Origin of the sequence: Frigoribacterium sp. CFBP 13707, assembly GCF_014842245.1 — a bacterium.
GTDB classification, from domain to species: Bacteria; Actinomycetota; Actinomycetes; order Actinomycetales; family Microbacteriaceae; genus Frigoribacterium; species Frigoribacterium endophyticum.
In genome coordinates this window covers 14,108-31,379 of the sequence record NZ_JACYVL010000008.1, presented here as the reverse complement: position 1 = coordinate 31,379, position 17,272 = coordinate 14,108, and the positions used below count along the sequence as shown (strand labels likewise).

16 protein-coding genes and 1 tRNA gene are annotated in these 17,272 nt (G+C 73.0%); 6 read left to right on the top strand and 11 right to left on the bottom strand.

What is annotated here, in order from left to right:
• Positions 1–40: 40 nt before the first annotated feature.
• The 3 genes from IFT45_RS12925 to IFT45_RS12915 form a co-directional block, all read right to left on the bottom strand.
• A complete protein-coding gene (locus IFT45_RS12925) occupies positions 41–706 on the bottom strand; it encodes a DUF3090 domain-containing protein (protein ID WP_192128603.1) in 666 nt (221 codons plus the stop codon).
• Positions 707–811: 105 nt separating this feature from the next.
• On the bottom strand, positions 812–1,498 hold the full coding sequence (locus IFT45_RS12920; RefSeq protein WP_192128601.1) for an MSMEG_4193 family putative phosphomutase: 687 nt from the start codon (positions 1,496–1,498) through the stop codon (positions 812–814).
• 31 nt (positions 1,499–1,529) lie between these two features.
• A complete protein-coding gene (locus IFT45_RS12915; protein WP_056052072.1) occupies positions 1,530–3,086 on the bottom strand; it encodes a sodium:proton antiporter in 1,557 nt (518 codons plus the stop codon).
• 138 nt (positions 3,087–3,224) lie between these two features.
• Here IFT45_RS12915 and arfB point away from each other — a divergent pair, with 138 nt between their 5' ends.
• Positions 3,225–3,647, top strand: a complete 423-nt coding sequence (gene arfB, locus IFT45_RS12910) for an alternative ribosome rescue aminoacyl-tRNA hydrolase ArfB (protein WP_192128599.1) — start codon at positions 3,225–3,227, stop codon at positions 3,645–3,647.
• Between the two features lie 102 nt (positions 3,648–3,749).
• Here the strand turns inward: arfB and IFT45_RS12905 are convergent.
• The 3 genes from IFT45_RS12905 to serS form a co-directional block, all read right to left on the bottom strand.
• Positions 3,750–3,834: transfer RNA gene (locus IFT45_RS12905), tRNA-Ser, on the bottom strand.
• A 150-nt stretch (positions 3,835–3,984) separates the two neighbouring features.
• A complete protein-coding gene (locus IFT45_RS12900; protein ID WP_371811006.1) occupies positions 3,985–4,836 on the bottom strand; it encodes an HAD family hydrolase in 852 nt (283 codons plus the stop codon).
• Positions 4,837–4,841: 5 nt separating this feature from the next.
• On the bottom strand, positions 4,842–6,107 hold the full coding sequence (gene serS / locus IFT45_RS12895) for a serine--tRNA ligase (protein WP_192128597.1): 1,266 nt from the start codon (positions 6,105–6,107) through the stop codon (positions 4,842–4,844).
• Positions 6,108–6,235: 128 nt separating this feature from the next.
• Here serS and IFT45_RS12890 point away from each other — a divergent pair, with 128 nt between their 5' ends.
• The gene (locus tag IFT45_RS12890; RefSeq protein WP_192128595.1) at positions 6,236–7,264 is read left to right on the top strand and encodes a diacylglycerol kinase family protein; all 1,029 of its coding nucleotides are present in this window, start codon (positions 6,236–6,238) and stop codon (positions 7,262–7,264) included.
• A gap of 48 nt (positions 7,265–7,312) precedes the next feature.
• Here the strand turns inward: IFT45_RS12890 and pheA are convergent, their stop codons facing one another.
• Positions 7,313–8,266 (bottom strand): prephenate dehydratase, encoded by a 954-nt coding sequence (pheA, locus tag IFT45_RS12885; protein ID WP_192128593.1) that lies wholly within the window; start codon positions 8,264–8,266, stop codon positions 7,313–7,315.
• Between the two features lie 69 nt (positions 8,267–8,335).
• On the opposite strand from pheA, the gene pgm reads away from it, so the two are divergent.
• Entirely contained in the window at positions 8,336–9,955 is a 1,620-nt protein-coding gene (gene pgm / locus IFT45_RS12880; RefSeq protein WP_192128591.1) for a phosphoglucomutase (alpha-D-glucose-1,6-bisphosphate-dependent), read from the top strand.
• A 122-nt stretch (positions 9,956–10,077) separates the two neighbouring features.
• On the opposite strand, the gene IFT45_RS12875 is transcribed toward pgm, so the two are convergent.
• Positions 10,078–10,944, bottom strand: a complete 867-nt coding sequence (locus IFT45_RS12875) for a M15 family metallopeptidase (protein ID WP_192128589.1) — start codon at positions 10,942–10,944, stop codon at positions 10,078–10,080.
• Positions 10,945–11,150: 206 nt separating this feature from the next.
• Here IFT45_RS12875 and IFT45_RS12870 point away from each other — a divergent pair, with 206 nt between their 5' ends.
• Together IFT45_RS12870 and IFT45_RS12865 are read left to right on the top strand one after the other, a co-directional pair.
• Positions 11,151–13,016 carry an MDR family MFS transporter gene (locus IFT45_RS12870; protein ID WP_244638000.1) on the top strand — a complete coding sequence of 622 codons (1,866 nt, stop codon included), beginning with the start codon at positions 11,151–11,153 and terminating at the stop codon, positions 13,014–13,016.
• 242 nt (positions 13,017–13,258) lie between these two features.
• The gene (locus tag IFT45_RS12865; RefSeq protein WP_167257904.1) at positions 13,259–13,867 is read left to right on the top strand and encodes a MarR family winged helix-turn-helix transcriptional regulator; all 609 of its coding nucleotides are present in this window, start codon (positions 13,259–13,261) and stop codon (positions 13,865–13,867) included.
• Positions 13,868–13,939: 72 nt separating this feature from the next.
• Here the strand turns inward: IFT45_RS12865 and IFT45_RS12860 are convergent, their stop codons facing one another.
• A complete protein-coding gene (locus IFT45_RS12860; protein WP_370543590.1) occupies positions 13,940–14,854 on the bottom strand; it encodes a site-specific DNA-methyltransferase in 915 nt (304 codons plus the stop codon).
• Positions 14,855–14,901: 47 nt separating this feature from the next.
• Between IFT45_RS12860 and IFT45_RS12855 the strand changes: the two genes are divergently transcribed.
• The gene (locus tag IFT45_RS12855) at positions 14,902–15,186 is read left to right on the top strand and encodes a GNAT family N-acetyltransferase (protein WP_056052050.1); all 285 of its coding nucleotides are present in this window, start codon (positions 14,902–14,904) and stop codon (positions 15,184–15,186) included.
• A gap of 72 nt (positions 15,187–15,258) precedes the next feature.
• On the opposite strand, the gene IFT45_RS12850 is transcribed toward IFT45_RS12855, so the two are convergent.
• On the bottom strand, positions 15,259–16,308 hold the full coding sequence (locus tag IFT45_RS12850; protein WP_056052046.1) for a biotin/lipoate A/B protein ligase family protein: 1,050 nt from the start codon (positions 16,306–16,308) through the stop codon (positions 15,259–15,261).
• A gap of 37 nt (positions 16,309–16,345) precedes the next feature.
• On the bottom strand, positions 16,346–17,215 hold the full coding sequence (locus IFT45_RS12845) for an alpha/beta hydrolase (protein WP_192128587.1): 870 nt from the start codon (positions 17,213–17,215) through the stop codon (positions 16,346–16,348).
• Between the last annotated feature and the right edge of the window lie 57 nt (positions 17,216–17,272).

The window sequence follows — 17,272 nt, the reverse complement described above, 5'->3', positions numbered from 1 at the left end:
CGGGCACGGGCACCTCCGGCTCGCGGGCCACGGTCACGGCCTACGGCCGACCGTCGGGCCGGCCGCCGTCGAAGAGGTCGTCGAGGTCGTCGGGCCCGATCTCGCCGAGGCCCGGGGCGGCCGGGCAGACGTGGCCCTCGGGGTCGATCGGCGTGCCGCAGAGCGGGCAGAGGGGGCGGCCGGCGCCGACGACCTCGTGGGTCCGGGCGGCGAAGGCGCGGGCGGTGCCGACGGGGATGCGCACGCGCAGCAGCTCGGGGGCCTCCACCTCGATCTCGACCGCGGCCTCGTCGTCGTCCGCCTCGGCCGCGGCGAGGGCCGCCGAGAAGGCCTCCGACTCGTCGTCGTCGAGCTCGACCACGGGGAAGGCCTCGATGACGACCTGGGCCGTGGTCGGGTCCCAGCCGAGGCTGAGCGCGCCGGTGCGGAACTCCGGCTCGACGGGCTGCTCGAGCGGCTCGTTGTCGACGAGCTCGACGGGGGTGACGGTGGGGATCGTCAGCGACGTGCCCTCCCGCGAGCTCAGCTCGTCGAGGATCTCGTCGATCTTCTCCGCGAGGGCCGCGGACTGCTGCTTCTCGAGGCCGACGCTGACGAGGCGGGCACCGTCGCGCACCTGCAGGTAGAACTCGCGCTGACCGGGCTGGCCGATCGTGCCGACGACGATCCGGTCGGGCCAGTCGAATCCGTGGACGATGGTGGGCATGCCGCCCATCCTACGAGCGGCGGGCCGGCCCGGCCCAGGCTGCGTGCAGGGCGGGAGTCGCGGTGCCGGCGGGCGGGCCGGCCACCTCGTCGACGGTGCCGGTCGTCACTCGTGCCCCGCGCCTCCCCCGACGGCGGCGTCCGCCGCGGGCGCCGCCGCGCGCAGCCACGAGAGGTCGCCCGAGTCGGTGTTGGTCGCGAGGACCTCGGGGCGGCTCGTGCCGTACCGGACGATCGAGACCGAGGCCGGGCCGACCGCGATGCGCTGGAAGAGGTCGAGGTGCATGCCGAGCGCGTCGGCGAGCACCGACTTGACGATGTCGCCGTGGCTGACCGCGACCCACACGGCGCCCGGGCCGTGCTCCGCCTCGACGGCGGCGTCGTGGCGACGGATCGCCGCCACCGCCCTGGCCTGCATGCCCGCCATGGACTCGCCGCCGGGGAAGGTCACGGCCGAGGGCTGCCCCTGCACGGTCGCCCAGAGCGGCTCGGCGCTGAGCTCCTTCAGGGTGCGGCCCTGCCAGTCGCCGTAGTCGCACTCGGAGATGCCCTCCTCGACCGGGGTCGTCGGGCTGCCCTCCTGCCGGTCGAGGACGTACCCGGCGGTCTCGCGGCAGCGCTCGAGCGGGCTCGAGACGACGGAGACGACCGGCACGACGGCGAGCCGCTCGCCGGTGCGGACGGCCTGCTGGCGCCCGACGTCGTCGAGCAGGACGCCCGGGGTGCGCCCGGCGAGGACTCCGCTCGCGTTGGCGGTGGTGCGCCCGTGACGGACGAGGATGACGGTGGCCATGCCCCGAGCCTAGACACCGGCCGCCGAGGGCCTACTCGCGGGGCCCCTCGCGGCGGCGCAGGGCGACGTCCTCGGCGTCGATGAGCTCGAGCACCTGGCGCACCGCGGTCTCCGGGTAGCGGCGCTCCCGTCGCACCGCGAGCACGGCGGCCCGCTCGGCCTCGATCATGCGACGTCGCACCCGGTCGTGCTCGAGCCGCTCGCCCGTGAGGTCGGTGAGGTCGTCGGACTCGTCGCGGCCGGCCGCCCCGACGGCCGGCTCGCCCTGCTCGTCGACCCGCGACTCCTTCGCCTCCCGCCGGGCCTCGAGGCCCGCGGCCCGGGCCTCGTCGAGGAGGCGGTCGCGGTCGGACTCCTCCTGCAGGTCGGCGGTGCGGGGCAGGCGGAGCGCCCGGATGATCGGCGGGAGGAAGAGGCCGAGCAGCAGCGAGCCGACGACGACCGCGAAGGCGAGGAACTGCAGCAGCTCGCGCTCGGGCGTCTCGGCGGGCAGGAGGAACACGGCGGCGAGCGTGACGACGCCGCGGATGCCGGCGGCCGAGACGGCGGTGACCGTGCGCCAGTTCCACGAGCGCTCGCGCAGCGCCCGCGGCCCGTGGTCGAACAGCACCTTCGCGAGGCCGACGGCGATGAAGCGCGACGCCACCAGGACGACGAGGAGGGCGACGACGACCCCGGCGATCTGCAGCCCGTCGAGGCTCGAGCGGCGGAGGCCGCGCACGATGCCCGACAGGCTGAGCCCGATGAGCAGGAAGACCGCGTTCTCGAGCAGGAACTGGATCGTGCGCCAGTTGACCGACTCGGCGATGCGAGCCTCGGGCGACTGGATGAGCGGGGCCCGCCAGCCGAGCCAGAGCCCGGCCACGACGACGGCGAGCACGCCGCTGCCGCCGATCTCCTGCGTCGGCACGAACGCGACGAAGGGCACGACGAGCGACAGGCTCGTGTCGAGCACCGGCGAGTGGAGGAAGCGGCGGACGACCGAGAATCCGAGGCCGACCAGGAGGCCGATGCCCACGCCGAGACCGACCGCCAGGAGGAACTCGCCGCCCACCTCGATCGGGTGCACGACGCCGACGACGGCCGCGATGGCGGTGTTGAGGGCGACGAGCGCCGTGGCGTCGTTGAGGAGGCTCTCGGTCTCGAGGATGGAGAGCACGCGGCGGGGCAGGCGGGCCTTGCCGGCGACGGCCTGGACGGCGACCGCGTCGGTCGGGGCGACCACGGCGCCGAGCGCCAGCGCCGCGGCGAGGCCCACCGCCGGCACGAGGGCCCAGAGCGCGAAGCCGACGGCGGCGAGGGTGACCACGACGACCCCGACCGAGAGCACGAGGATGCTGTCGCGCCGGGCCCGGATGTCGGCGAGGGGCGTGCGGATCGCGGCCGCGAAGAGCAGCGGCGGCAGCAGCCCGTAGAGCACGGCGTCGGGCTCGATCACCACCTCGGGCACGAACGGCAGGAACGACGCGACGGCGCCGACCGTGACGAGCGCGACCGGGGCCGACCAGCCGGCCCGACCCGCGACTCCGCTCGTGGCGACGGTGACGAGCACCGCCGCGACCACCCACGCGATCGTCTCGGGGATCACCGCGTCGCCCTCGCCCCTCGTGTCGTCACCGGTGCACGGTACCGGCTCGGGGCCCCCGCCGCGACCAGCGCCGCCCCGGCCCGCCGCGCTGCTGCGGCAGTGCGCCCACGGGCGCCCCCGGCGTGCGAGGGTGGGGCCATGGACCTGGTCGTGTCGCGTGCGCTCACGATCCCCGCGGCGGAGCTGACCTGGCGCTTCTCGCGGTCGTCGGGGCCGGGCGGGCAGCACGTGAACACCTCCGACAGCCGAGTGCAGCTGTCGTGGGACGTCGCCCACGCCGACAGCCTGACGGAGGCGCAGTGCGAGCGCCTGACGTCGCGTCTCGACGGCCGCCTGGTCGCCGGCGCCCTGACCGTCACGTCGTCCGAGCAGCGGTCGCAGCTGCGCAACCGCGAGACGGCGCTCGCGAAGCTCGCCGAGATCGTCGCCGCGGCTCTCGCCCCCGACGCCGCGCCGCGACGGCCGACGCGCCGGACGCGCGGCTCCGACCGCCGCCGGCTCAGCGCCAAGGGCGAGCGCTCGGCCACCAAGCAGCAGCGCCGCCGCCCCACCGACGACTAGCAGCCGCTCGGGCCGTGAGGCACCAGGTCGTCGCACGCGAACCACGCCGCGGCCTGGTTCCGGTGCGAGGACGTGGTTCGTCGTCGCCGAGGCGACGTGGTGCGGAGGGCGTGGGATTCGAACCCACGAGACATCTCTGCCCACTTGTTTTCAAGACAAGCTCCATCGGCCGCTCGGACAGCCCTCCCGGTGCGCGACGGGCGAGCCCGCACGACCGTGGCCGAGTCTAACCGAGGAGGCGCGGGCGACACGGGCGCGATCGACCAGCCCGCGAGGCGGTCGCCCCCTCGACCCCGACCCCGACCCGACTGCGTCGACCCGCCCCCGTCGACCCCGCCTACAGCGTCGCGAGCGCCGCGGCGAGCCCGTCGTCGACGTCGGAGCCGGTGCGCTCGTTCGCGACGGCGAAGACGTCGTCGGGCGCCTGGCCCATCGCGCAGCCGCGCCCCTGGGCCGAGGCCCAGCGCAGCATGTCGATGTCGTTGCGGCCGTCGCCGGCGGCGAACACGCGCTCGCGCGGGATGCCCAGCCACTCGCGCACCCGCTCGAGGGCCGTCGCCTTCGTCACGCCGTCGGGCGCGATGTCGAGCCAGGCCGTCCAGCCGACGTTGTAGTTCACCTTCGAGAGGCCCATCCGCTCGACGACCTCGAGGAAGTCGTCGGTGCCGTGGTCGGGCGAGACCACGACCACCCGGGTCGCCGGGCGGTCGAAGAGCTGCTCGAACTCGACCTTCTCGGCGTTGCCGCTCGACTCGACGGTCGGGAACGAACCGCAGTAGCGCAGCACCCCGTCGCGGTCCTCGACGGCGTAGCCGCCCTCCTGGATCTCGCCGCGGATCGTGGTGAGCACGTCGGTCGGGTCGAACTCCTCGACGTGCACCTGCCCGTAGCCGGTGGGCGCCGACTCGTCGCGCCCGAGCGTGATCGCCCCGTTCGCCGTGACGACGTAGTCGGAGACGAGGCTGAGGCGGTCCATCACCGGCAGCGTCGTCGAGACCGAGCGGCCCGTGGCGATCATCACCGCGTGGCCGGCCTCGCGCAGGCGGCGGATCTGCTCCGCGACGCCGTCGCTGATCGTGCCGTCCTCCTGCATGATCGTGCCGTCGACGTCGAGGGCGACGAGCCAGCGCTCACCGTCGACCACGCCCGCGGCGGCGTCCGAGGCCGCGACGTCGGTCGGACGGCCCACGCCGCTCACGCGACCGGCTCGATGACCTCGAGGCCGCCGAGCCACGGGCGGAGCGCCTCGGGCACGACCACCGAGCGGTCGGCCCGCTGGTGCGTCTCGAGGATCGCCACCAGCCAGCGCGTCGTCGCCAGGGTGCCGTTCAGCGTCGCCACGGGAGCGGTCTTGCCGCTCTCGGTGCGGTAGCGGGTGTCGAGCCGGCGGGCCTGGAAGGTGGTGCAGTTCGACGTGCTGCTGAGCTCGCGGTACGTGCCCTGCGTCGGCACCCAGGCCTCGATGTCGAACTTGCGGGCGGCGCTCGAGCCGAGGTCGCCGGCCGCGACGTCGATGACGCGGTAGTTGAGGCCGAGCGACTGCATCATCGTCTCCTGGAACGAGACGAGCCGGTCGTGCTCGGCGGTGGCCTGGTCGGGGTGCACGTAGCTGAACATCTCGAGCTTGTTGAACTGGTGCACGCGGAGGATGCCGCGGTTGTCCTTGCCGGCGGCCCCGGCCTCGCGGCGGTAGCAGGTCGACCAGCCCGCGTAGCGGATCGGCCCGGCCTCGACGTCGAGGATCTCGTCGGCGTGGTAGCCGGCGAGCGCGACCTCGCTCGTGCCGGTGAGGTAGAGGTCGTCGGCGGGCAGGTGGTAGACCTCGTCGCTGTGCGAGCCGAGGAAGCCCGTGCCGGCCATGATCTCGGGGCGCACCAGCGTGGGCGTGATCAGCGGGGTGAAGTCGTTCTTCACCGCGAGGTCGAGCGCCATGTTCATCAGCGCGAGCTCGAGCCGCGCGCCGATGCCGCGGAGGAAGTAGAAGCGCGAGCCCGACACCTTGGTGCCGCGCTTGATGTCGATCGCGCCGAGCACCTCGCCCAGGTCGGCGTGGTCGAGCGGCTCGAAGTCGAAGGCGGGGCGGGTGCCGACCTCGCGGAGGGTGACGAAGTTCTCCTCGCCGCCGGCGGGCACGCCCTCGATCACCGGGTTGCCGAGCGAGCGGATCGCCCGGTCGAACGCGGCGTCGGCCTCGGTCGACGCGGCCTGGGCCTCCTTCACGCGGGCGGCGAGCGCCTGCGCCTCGGCGACGAGCGCGGCCTTCTCCTCCTTCGGGGCCTTCGCGACGGTCTTGCCGAAGGCGTTCTGCTCGGCGCGCAGCGCCTCGAAGGCCGAGATCGCGGCACGGCGGGAGGAGTCGGCGGCCACGGCGTCGTCGACCAGCGACTCGGAGTCGCCGCGGGCGCGCTGGCTGGCCTTGAGGAGGTCGGGGGCGTTTCGGAGCAGCTGGGGATCGATCACGCGACCATCCTAAGGAGTGCGTGTGGACGTCAGCCCCCGTCCCTCCCCGGAGTCGCGGGTCGGCCCGTTCTCCCGGCGACCTGCCCCGAGACCGGTCGCGGGGGCTCCCCGACCAATACGCTCGGCGCATGACCCCCTCCCCCTCCTCCTCGCCCGCCGAGCCCGGCTCGACGCCCGCGGCCGAGACGACCCAGAAGACGGCCGCGCTGGTCTACAACCCGATCAAGGTCGACATCGAGGCCGTCAAGGAGTCGATCGCCCGCCACGAGCGCGAGGCCGGCTGGGGCGAGACCCGCTTCTACGAGACCAGCAAGGAGGACCCGGGCGGGGAGGTCACCGCACAGGCCCTCGCCGACGGCGCCGACATGGTGATCGCCGCGGGCGGCGACGGCACCGTCCGGGCCGTGGCCGAGGCCCTGCGGGGCACGGACGCCTCGATCGGCCTGCTGCCGTCGGGCACGGGCAACCTCCTGGCCCGCAACCTCGACCTGTCGCTCGACAACCTCGACGACTCCATCGCCACCGCCTTCCAGGGCCGCGACCGCGACATCGACCTCGGGGTGGTCGACATCGAGCGCGAGGACGGCCAGCGCGAGACGTTCGCCTTCGTCGTCATGGCCGGGGTCGGCCTCGACGCCAAGATGCTCGCGAACACCAACGACGACCTGAAGGCGCGCGTCGGCTGGCTCGCCTACGTCGACGCCATCATCCGTGCCCTGCGCGACAACAACAAGATCGACGTGCGCTACGAGCTCGACGGGGGCGGCCGCAAGTCGATGCGCGCCCACACGGTCATCGTCGGCAACTGCGGCCTCCTGCCGGCGAACATCATGCTGCTGCCCGACGCCGCGATCGACGACGGCCAGTTCGACATCGTCGCGCTGCGCCCCGAGGGCTTCTTCGGCTGGTTCCAGATCTGGTTCAAGATCGTGTGGGAGAACGGCGTGCTGCGTCGCACCCAGGTCGGCCGCCGCATCCTCGCCGCCAACAGCCGTGAGGTGCGCACCCTGCGCTACATGAAGGGCCGCAAGCTCGTGGTGCGGCTCGACTCGCCGCAGGACTTCGAGATCGACGGCGACTCCGTCGGCAAGGCCGTCGCCCTCCGCGCGGTCGTCGACGAGGGCGCGCTGACCGTGCGCGTGCCCGCCGACAGCTAGGCACCGGCAGCTAGGCACCGACAGACCGGGCCGGGGCCGGCTCGCGAACTAGAGCGAGCCGGCCACCAGCCCCCGGAGCCAGTCGCGGGCGTCGACGAACGCATCGTCGTCGTTGCGCGGCGAGACCTCGACCGGTCGGCCGTCGGCCCGGGGGTACGAGCCGAGGAAGATGACGTTCGGGCTGAAGCGCTTGAGCCCGAGCAGCGCGTCGGCGACGCGCTCGTCGAGCACGTGCCCCTCGAGGTCGATGACGAACCGGTACCGCCCGAGGGCGTCGCCGATCGGGCGCGACTGGATCAGGCTGAGGTTGATGCCCCGGGTCGCGAACTGCTCGAGCATGTCGACCAGGGCGCCCGCGCCGTCCTCGGGCAGCTCGACGATGAGGCTCGTCTTGTCTGCCCCGGTCGCCGGGGGCACCGGCACCGTGCGGCTGACCAGCACGAACCGCGTGACGGCGTTCCGGTTGTCGCCGATCTCGGTCGCCAGCACGTCGAGGTCGTGGTGCTCGGTGATCGTGGGCGGCGCGACGGCGGCGTCGGCGCGCCCCGCCCCCGCCGGCGCGGCGAGCAGGTCGGCGGCCGCCGCGACGTTCGACGTCGCGGGCAGGTGGCCGTGGCCGGGCAGCGTCGCCTCGAGCCACAGGTGCGTCTGGGCGTAGGCGACGGGGTGGGCGTTGACCACGCGCACCTGGTCGAGGGTCGTGCCGGGGCGCGCCACGAGCACGAAGTCGACCTGCACGAGGTACTCGCCGACGATGCGGAGGCCCGGAACTGTCGCGAGGGCGTCCTGCGTCGCCGAGACGCCGCCCTCGACGCTGTTCTCGATCGCGATCATCGCGGCCGTGCTGCGGCCCGAGACGACGTCGGCGAGGGCCTCGCCGACGTTGTTGACGCTGTGCCACACGGCGCCCGCGGCCTCCGGCACCTGCTTGAGCGCCGCCTCCGTGAAGGTGCCGGCCGGGCCGAGGTAGCTGTAGGTCAGCGGGGAGGCGGGGGTCGACATGACCGAGAGCCTACTGAGGGCCGTCGACGAGGCGCGACGCAGGTCGGCGGCTGGTGCCAGGATGACCCCATGACCGACCGCGCCGGAACCCCCGCACAAGACAGCGACCTGATCGACACCGGTGAGGTCGTCGACGCCTACTACTCCCTCGTCCCCGACGTCACGAAGGCCGAGCAGAAGGTCGTCTTCGGCACCTCGGGCCACCGCGGCTCGTCTCTCGACGCCGCCTTCACCGAGACGCACATCGCCGCGATCACGCAGGCGATCGTCGAGTACCGGGCGGGGCAGGGCATCACGGGCCCGCTGTTCATCGGGCGCGACACGCACATGCTGAGCGGGCCGGCCGAGCGCACCGCGGTCGAGGTGCTCACCGGCAACGGCGTGCACGTGCTGGCCGACGCCGAGGGCGGCTACGTGCCGACCCCCGCGCTCAGCCACGCCATCCTCGTCTACAACTCCGACCCGGCGAACCTCGACAAGGCCGACGGCATCGTCGTCACGCCGAGCCACAACCCGCCCCGCGACGGCGGCTTCAAGTACAACCCGCCGCACGGCGGGCCCGCCGACAGCGACGCGACCGGCTGGATCGCTGACCGGGCCAACGAGATCATCGCGGCGGGCAACGTCGACGTGCTCCGCGGCGACGGCAGCCCGGGCCGCCACGACTTCCTCCGCGGCTACGTCGGCGACCTCGCGAACATCATCGACATGGAGGCCATCAAGGCCGCCGGCGTCAAGATCGGCGCCGACCCGCTGGGCGGTGCGAGCGTCGAGTACTGGGGCGCCATCCGCGACGTCTACGGCCTCGACCTCACCGTCGTGAACCCCGGCGTCGACCCGACCTGGCGCTTCATGACGCTCGACTGGGACGGCAAGATCCGGATGGACCCGTCCAGCCCGTCGGCCATGGCCAGCGTCGTGCACCGCAAGGACGAGTTCGACGTGCTCACCGGCAACGACGCCGACGCCGACCGCCACGGCATCGTGACGCCCGACGGCGGCCTGATGAACCCGAACCACTACCTGGCCGTCGCGGTCGACTACCTCTACACGCACCGCCCGCAGTGGCGCGAGGACGCCGCGATCGGCAAGACGCTCGTGTCGTCGAGCATCATCGACAAGGTCGCCGAGAAGCACGGCCGTCGCCTCTGGGAGGTGCCGGTCGGCTTCAAGTGGTTCGTGCCCGGGCTCGTCGACGGCTCCGTCGCCTTCGGCGGCGAGGAGAGCGCCGGCGCGTCCTTCCTGCGCAAGGACGGCACGGTCTGGACGACCGACAAGGACGGCATCCTCCTCGCCCTGCTCGCGAGCGAGATCATCGCCGTCACGGGCAAGACCCCGTCGCAGCTCTACCGTGAGCTGACCGAGGAGTTCGGCGACCCCGTCTACGAGCGCGTCGACGCCGCCGCCAGCAAGGAGCAGAAGGCGCGCCTCGGCAAGCTCGACGGCGACGCCATCACGGCCACCGAGCTCGCGGGCGACCCGATCACCGCCACGCTCAGCGAGGCTCCCGGCAACGGCGCCGCGGTCGGCGGCCTCAAGGTCGTCACCGACAAGGCGTGGTTCGCGGCCCGCCCCAGCGGCACGGAGGACGTCTACAAGATCTACGCCGAGTCGTTCGAGGGCCCCGAGCACCTGGCGCGCGTGCAGCAGGAGGCGAAGACGATCGTCGACGCCGCCCTCGGCAGCTAGCGACGCCGCTCACGCGACGAGGAGGGGCCGGGCCGCGATCGCAGCCCGGCCCCTCCTCGTCGTCACGACCACAGCCGCAACCGCAGCCACTGCCGCAGCCACCGCCGCCGCCACCGCGACGGTCAGCCGGCGTACGTCGGCGCGGCCGGCAGGCCGAAGAACTCCTCGAGCGTGGTGACGCCCTGCTGGTGCATCTCGGTCGAGAGCGGCACGCCCACGTACCGGAAGTGCCAGGGCTCGTACGTGAAGCCCGTCACCGCGGTCTTGTCGGCCGGGTACCGCAGCAGCCAGCCGAACCGCCACGCGTTCTCCGCGAGCCAACGGCCCTGCGACGTGTCGCCGAAGCACGCCTGCAGCACGCAGCTCAGCGGCAGCGGGCTGATGTCGGCGACGAGCCCGGTCTGGTGCTCCGAGAAGCCCGGTCGGGCGCTCTGCACGTCGGCCTGGGCCTGGCCGAGCTGCTGCACCCACCCCGCGTAGACGGTCACCTGCGTCGCGTACGAGCGGTACGCGCTCTGGACGGTCATGGGGCCCGCGCCCTCCGCCTCCCCCGCGGCGAAGAGGGCGAGCAGGGCGTCGCCGGCCTCCGCGCGGAACACGGGCGGGTTCTGCGACGAGACGTCGACGGTGACGAGGTCGGCCGGGGCGTAGTCGACCGGGTCGAGCGGCCGCAGCTTGTCGCTGACGACCCAGAGGCTGGCGGGGTCGTCGACCGAGAGGGCGCCGCGGTCGAACGCGGGCGTCGCCGGCGCGGCCGGCTCCGGGGCTGGGGTCACGGGGTCCTCCGTCGGGGCCGGGGCGGGGGGCGTCGAGCTCGCACGGGGCGTCGCCGAGGGAGTCGCGGTGCCGGTCACCGAGGCCCCGTCGCCCGCGCCGGTGCACCCGGCGAGCACCGCGGCCACGAGCCCGAGCGCCAGGGCCGTCGCCGCGCGGCGCCGTGCCCCGCGGCCCGGGGAGGCGGGGCGGAGGCGCGGGCGGCGTGACGACATGCGCTCCAGGGTAGGGGGCGCACCGCGGGTCGAGCGGACGTCACGTGGCGGCGCGACGCCGCGTGGAGTAACTTCTGCGTACCACGCAAGTTTCTCGTCGACGTGACGTCGACGATCGGCGCTCACCGCGCCTCCGGCGCCGCTGCCCCCTCCCCCCGCGGCCCGCCGCGCACCCCGTCAGACTCACCGCACCAGGAAGACCACACATGTCCCGGGTCACCGACTCCTCCCCCGCCGCCGCCGCGCCCGCCGAGAGACAGGGGCTGATGACGCACCGTCAGATCCTCTTCGTCATCTTCGGGCTGATGGCCGGCATGTTCCTCTCCGCCCTCGACCAGACGATCGTCGGCACGTCCATGCGCACCATCGCCGACGACCTCGACGGGCTCAGCCTGCAGGCCTGGGTCACCACCGCCTACCTGATCGTGTCGACCATCTCGACGCCGATCTACGGCAAGCTCAGCGACATCTTCGGCCGTCGGCCGCTGTTCCTCATCGCGATCTCGATCTTCCTGGTCGGCTCGCTCGCCGCCGGGTTCAGCGAGAGCATGTACCAGCTCGCGATCTTCCGGGCGATCCAGGGCATGGGCGCCGGCGGCCTCATGGCGCTGCCGCTCACGATCATGGGCGACATCCTCGCCCCGCGTGAGCGCGCCAAGTACCAGGGCTACTTCCTCGCCGTGTTCGGCATCTCGAGCGTCATCGGCCCGCTGGTCGGCGGCCTCTTCGCCGGGGCCGACGAGATCCTCTTCGTCACCGGCTGGCGCTGGGTGTTCCTCATCAACATCCCGATCGGCATCGTCGCGCTGGGCGTCGTCGTGCGGTTCCTCCACATCCCCGGCCAGGTGCGCCGCGAGAACGTCCGCATCGACTGGCTCGGCGCCGGCGCCGTGATCGTGGCCGCCGTGCCGCTGCTGCTCGTCGCCGAGCAGGGCCGCGAGTGGGGCTGGAGCTCGCCCCGCGCCTTCGCCTGCTACGTCGTCGGCGTCGTCGGCATCGCCGCGTTCATCGCCGTCGAGCGCCGCATGGGCGACGACGCGCTCATCCCGCTCAAGCTCTTCCGCATCCCGACCTTCGCGATGTCGACGGTGCTGGGCGTCCTGGTCGGCTTCGGCATGTTCGGCGCCCTCCTGACGGTGCCGCTGTACCTGCAGCTCGTCAACGGCGCGACGCCGACCGAGAGCGGCTTCCAGATGCTGCCGATGATCGCCGGCCTGATGATCTCGTCGATCGTCTCCGGCCAGCTGATCGCCCGCACCGGCCGCTACAAGATCTTCCCGATCACCGGCACGGCCTTCATGGCGCTGGGCTTCTTCTGGTTCACGACCCTGTCGTACGACAAGCCCTACTGGTTCATGATGTTCGGCATGCTGCTGGTCGGCCTCGGCCTCGGCCAGCTGATGCAGACGCTGACCATCGCGTCGCAGAACTCCGTCGGCCCGCGCGACATCGGCGTGGCCACCTCGGCCTCGACGTTCTTCCGCCAGATCGGCGGCACGCTGGGCACCGCCGTGCTCTTCTCGGTGCTGTTCTCGCGCATCCCGCAGACCATCGCCGGCGCGTTCGCCGACCGCGACCTGCAGGCCGACGCCCAGGCGGCCCTCGCCGACCCGGCCGTCGCGAGCGACCCGGCCAACGCCTCCATCCTCGGGCTGTACCAGTCGGCCCAGGGCGGCGACACCTCCCAGGTCGGCGGGGCGCTCAACGGCGACACGTCGTTCCTCAACACGGCCGATCGCCGCCTGGCGGCGCCCTTCCTCGACGGGTTCGCGAACGCCACGGTGACGGTCTTCTGGGTCGCGCTGGCCGTGGTGCTCGTGGCGTTCCTGCTCAGCTTCTTCCTCAAGGCGACGCCGCTGCGACAGAAGTCGGCCATCGACGAGGCCCACGACGACGCCCAGGCGGCCCTCGCCGCCGACGCGGCCGTTCAGGCGCAGGAGGCGGCGGCCGCGACGGGCGCACTCGTCTCGCCCGACACGGGCAGCGTCCGGACGATCGACGGGGGCGACGCTCCCCGCCGGGGGACGGCAGTCGACGGAGCCTCCGAGGAGCCTGCGGATCAGCGACCGTGACTGGACTCCGTCGCCGAGGCGAGTAACGTTGACGACGACGTAGGCGCCACGCGCTGACGTCCTGGTCGTCTCGCCTCCGGCGGTCCCTGCCCGTGAAGCTCAGCGCGGGAGGCGCGACGACCCCGGGCCGTGCACCTCAGGGTGCACGGCCCGTCCTCGTCTCCGGGCCGCGCCGCGGGCCCCTCCCTGGGAGAACGACGGGCCCCTCGCCACCGTCGCCGGCCCTAGCTAGACTCTCTAGCATGCCCGACAGGTCAGCCCCGATCTACGACGCCTCCGGCTACTGGTACTCCAGCAGCAACGAGGAGCGCGGCGTCGAAGTGCTCAACGCCCTGCGCCGCTACCGTGCGGCCGAGTCCGAGATGCGCCGTCGCACGCGCACCTCCATGAAGATGGGCGAGACCGACCTCGCGGCCGTCCGCTTCCTCCTCCGCGCCCAGCGCCGCAGCGAGACCGTCAGCGCCAAAGAACTGGCCGACCACCTCGGCATCACCTCCGCCTCGACCTCGGTGCTCATCAACCGCCTCGTGCGCAGCGGGCACATGGAGCGCCACTCGCACCCGACCGACAAGCGCGGAGTCCTGCTCACGGCCACCGGCGACTCGAACAGTGAGGTGCGCGCCACGATGGCGAGCATGCACACGCGGATGATCAGCGCGGCCGAGTCGCTCACCGCCGACGAGTCGGCGGCCGTCGTGGGCTTCCTCCGCGACATGACCTCCGCGATCGAGATCGACGACCACGGCGTCGACGGGCCCGCCGGCCAGGGGCACGACGCGACGACCGCGGCACCGGCCGCCGTGGCCGCCCACCCGCACGTCGCCACCGTCCGCGAGACCGAGAACGCCTGACCCGCTGACCCGCTGACCCGCTGACCCCCTGACCCGTGCGGCCGGGCGCCCCGCTCTGCTCGGCCGCGCCGCTCAGCTCGCCGTGGCCGCTTCGGAGCCCGGCTCGGTGGCCGGCGGCTCCGCGACGACGAACTCCGCCGACGGGAGCCGTCGACGCATGACGGCCACCGCCTCCTCGTTGCTGTCGACGAGCACGTAGCGGCGCCCCAGGGCGTCGGCCACGGCACCCGTCGTGCCGCTGCCGGCGAAGAAGTCGAGCACCCAGTCGCCCTCGCGCGACGAGGCCTGCACGATGCGGCGCAGCACGCCCTCGGGCTTCTGCGTGGGGTAGCCGGTCTTCTCGCGGCCGGTCGGCGACACGATCGTGTGCCACCAGACGTCGGTCGGCAGCTTGCCCCGGGCGACCTTCTCGGGCGTGACGAGCCCGGGCGCCATGTAGGGCTCCCGGTCGACCGTCTCGGAGTCGAAGTGGTACGCCGAGGCGTCCTTCACGTAGACGAGGATCGTGTCGTGCTTCGTGGGCCAGCGGTTGCGGCTCTTGGCGCCGTAGTCGTAGGCCCAGATGATCTCGTTGAGGAACGACTCACGGCCGAAGAGCGCGTCGAGGAGCACCTTCGCGTAGTGGGCCTCGCGGTAGTCGAGGTGGAGGTAGAGAGTGCCGTCGCGGGCGAGCAGGCGCCAGGCCTCGGCGAGGCGCGGCTCGAGGAACGACCAGTAGTCGTCGAAGTGGTCGTCGTAGCGCATCAGGTCGCCGCGGATCCGCTCGTAGCCCCGCCCCTTGAAACCGGTCACGGCGGTGACTGACCCCTCCACGCTGCGGATCGAGGTCGTCGAGCGCCGCTGCTGCGGCCGCCCGGTGTTGAACGGCGGGTCGAGGTAGACGACCGTGAAGGCGCCGTCGGGCAGCTGACGGGTCGCGTCGAGGTTGTCGCCGTGGACCACGAGGCTCGGGGAGTCACGGGTCCAGTCGACGGGCATGGTCACCATTCTGTCGTGCCGGGCAGCGGCCAGTTCACCGGGCGTAGGGTCGCCGGATGAGCATCACCGTCGAGAACCGCCCCCAGCAGTCCCAGTACGCCCTCGTCGAGGACGGCGAGACCGTCGGCTTCGCCGCCTACGACGTCGTCGGCGACGAGATCCGCTTCACCCACACCGAGATAGAGCCGAGCCGTCGCTCGGCCGGCCTCGGCGCGCAGCTCGTGCAGGGCGCCCTCGACGACGTGCGCGCCGAGACCTCGCTGCGCGTCGTGCCGCTCTGCCCGTTCGTCGCCGACTGGGTCGACGAGCACGTCGACTACCAGGAGCTGCTGGCCCGCTGACCCCGGTCGCCGACCCGCGACTCCCCCCGGCTCTCGGAGCTGTGCCCGCAGGGCACGCCTGCAGGGCTCACGTCACGGGACCCGGCGGAGCCACTCGGGCGTGGCGAACTTCGTCGTCACGAGCTGCTCGGCGGCCTCGAGCTCGGCCTCGGTGACGTGGCCGGTCGTGGCGCCGTAGAGGCCCGTGAAGGTCTGCTTCATGCGCTCGATGATCTCGGCGCGGGGCAGGCCGGTCTGGCTGCGGAGCGGGTCGACGCGCTTGGCGGCGCTCGTGGTGCCCTTGTCGCTCATCTTCTCGCGGCCGATGCGGAGCACCTTCACCATCTTCTCGCCGTCCATGTCGTACGACATGGTCGCGTGGTGCAGCAGCGCGCCGTTGCCGAGGCGCTTCTGGGCGGCCCCGCCGATCTTGCCCTTGGCGCTCGTGATGTCGTTCAGCGGCTGGTAGAACGCGTCGATGCCGAGCGACTTCAGCGCCGTGATGACCCACTCGTCGAGGTAGGCGTAGCTGTCGGCGAAGCTCATGCCCTGCACGAGCTCGCCGGGGGCGTAGAGCGAGTAGGTGACGATCGACTGGGCGTCCATGAACATGGCGCCGCCGCCGCTGATGCGGCGGACGACCTCGAAGCCGTGCTCCTCGGCCGCGTCGAGGTCGACCTCGTTGCGGAGCGACTGGAAGCTGCCGATGACGACGGCCGGCTGCTCCCACTCCCAGAAGCGCAGGGTGGGGCCGCGACGGCCGGCCCCGACCTCCTCGGTGAGCACCTGGTCGAGGGCGAGGTGCATGTTCGGCGACACGGGGGCGTCGTGGATGATCTGCCACTCGTGGTCGCGCCAGTCGCTCGCCTTCGACAGGCTTCGGCGGATCGCCACGGCGACGGCCTCGGGCGTGAAGCCGAGCAGGACGGCGTCGTCGGGCAGCCCGGCGCGGACGGCCGCGGCGATCGTCGCGGCGTCGGACTCGACCGGGAGGCCCGTGATCGAGCGGTCGATGGCGTCGAGCGCCGTGTCGGGCTCGAGGAAGAAGTCGCCCGCGAGGCGGAACTCGGCGATGCGCCCGTCGCGCACCTCCAGGTCGACCACCACGAGCTTGCCGCCAGGGACCTTGTACTCACCGTGCATGCGAGCAGCCTATGCCTGCCGGCCGGGGCGGCGCGGGTCAGCGGGGCACGCGGGCGTCCAGCCAACGGGTCAGGTCGTCGAGCACCTCGTCGCGGTTCGTCTCGCGGAAGATCTCGTGCCGTGCGCCCTGGTAGACGACGAGCTCGACGTCGGTGAGGCCGCTCCGGTTCACGTAGGCGTCGGCGAGCCTGCGCGCGCTCTCCTCCCCGCCGAGCGGGTCGTCGTCGCCGACCATGATCAGCAGCGGCACGTCGTGCTCGAGGTGCTTCGACGGGCGGCCCAGCAGGCGCAGCGTGTCGCGCCAGCCGAAGAGCTGCATCACCTTCGCGTCGACGACGAGGGGGTCGGCCGCCATCGCCTCGGCGACCGCGGGGTCGCGGCTCAGCCACTCGAAGCCGGTGCTGCCGAGGTGGGCGTGGCGCGCGTTGAGGTCGCCGCCGTTCATGCTGCCGGGCACGCGGTAGGCGGTGCCGGTGAGCACGACGGCGTCGTAGAGCGAGGCCTGCCGGTCGACGATCGCCTGGAGCATCAGCGACCCCCAGGAGTGGCCGAGCGCGACGACGGGGAGGCCGGGGGCCTCGGCGCGGATGACCCCCGTCAGCTGGACCACCGCCTCCGCCGCTCCCCGCACGCCCGAGGGGCCGAGGCGCCCGAGCTTCGTGTGGTCGCCGCCGTGCTGGCCGAGACCGGTGGCGCCGTGGCCGAGGTGGTCGTCGGCGTAGACCGTCCAGCCCGCGCGGACGAGGTGCTGCGCGACCTCCTCGTAGCGGAGCGCGTGCTCGCCCACGCCGTGCATGATCTGCACCGCCCCTCGGGGGTCGGCCGCCCGCCACACGTAGTAGTGGACGGTGACGCCGTGCGCGTCGACGAACTCGAAGTCGCCCCGGGCGGCGGAGAAGGTGGGCATGCGGTCATCTTGGCACCGACCGGGGGCGGCCACGGTGCGGCGGGGCGGACGCGAGGA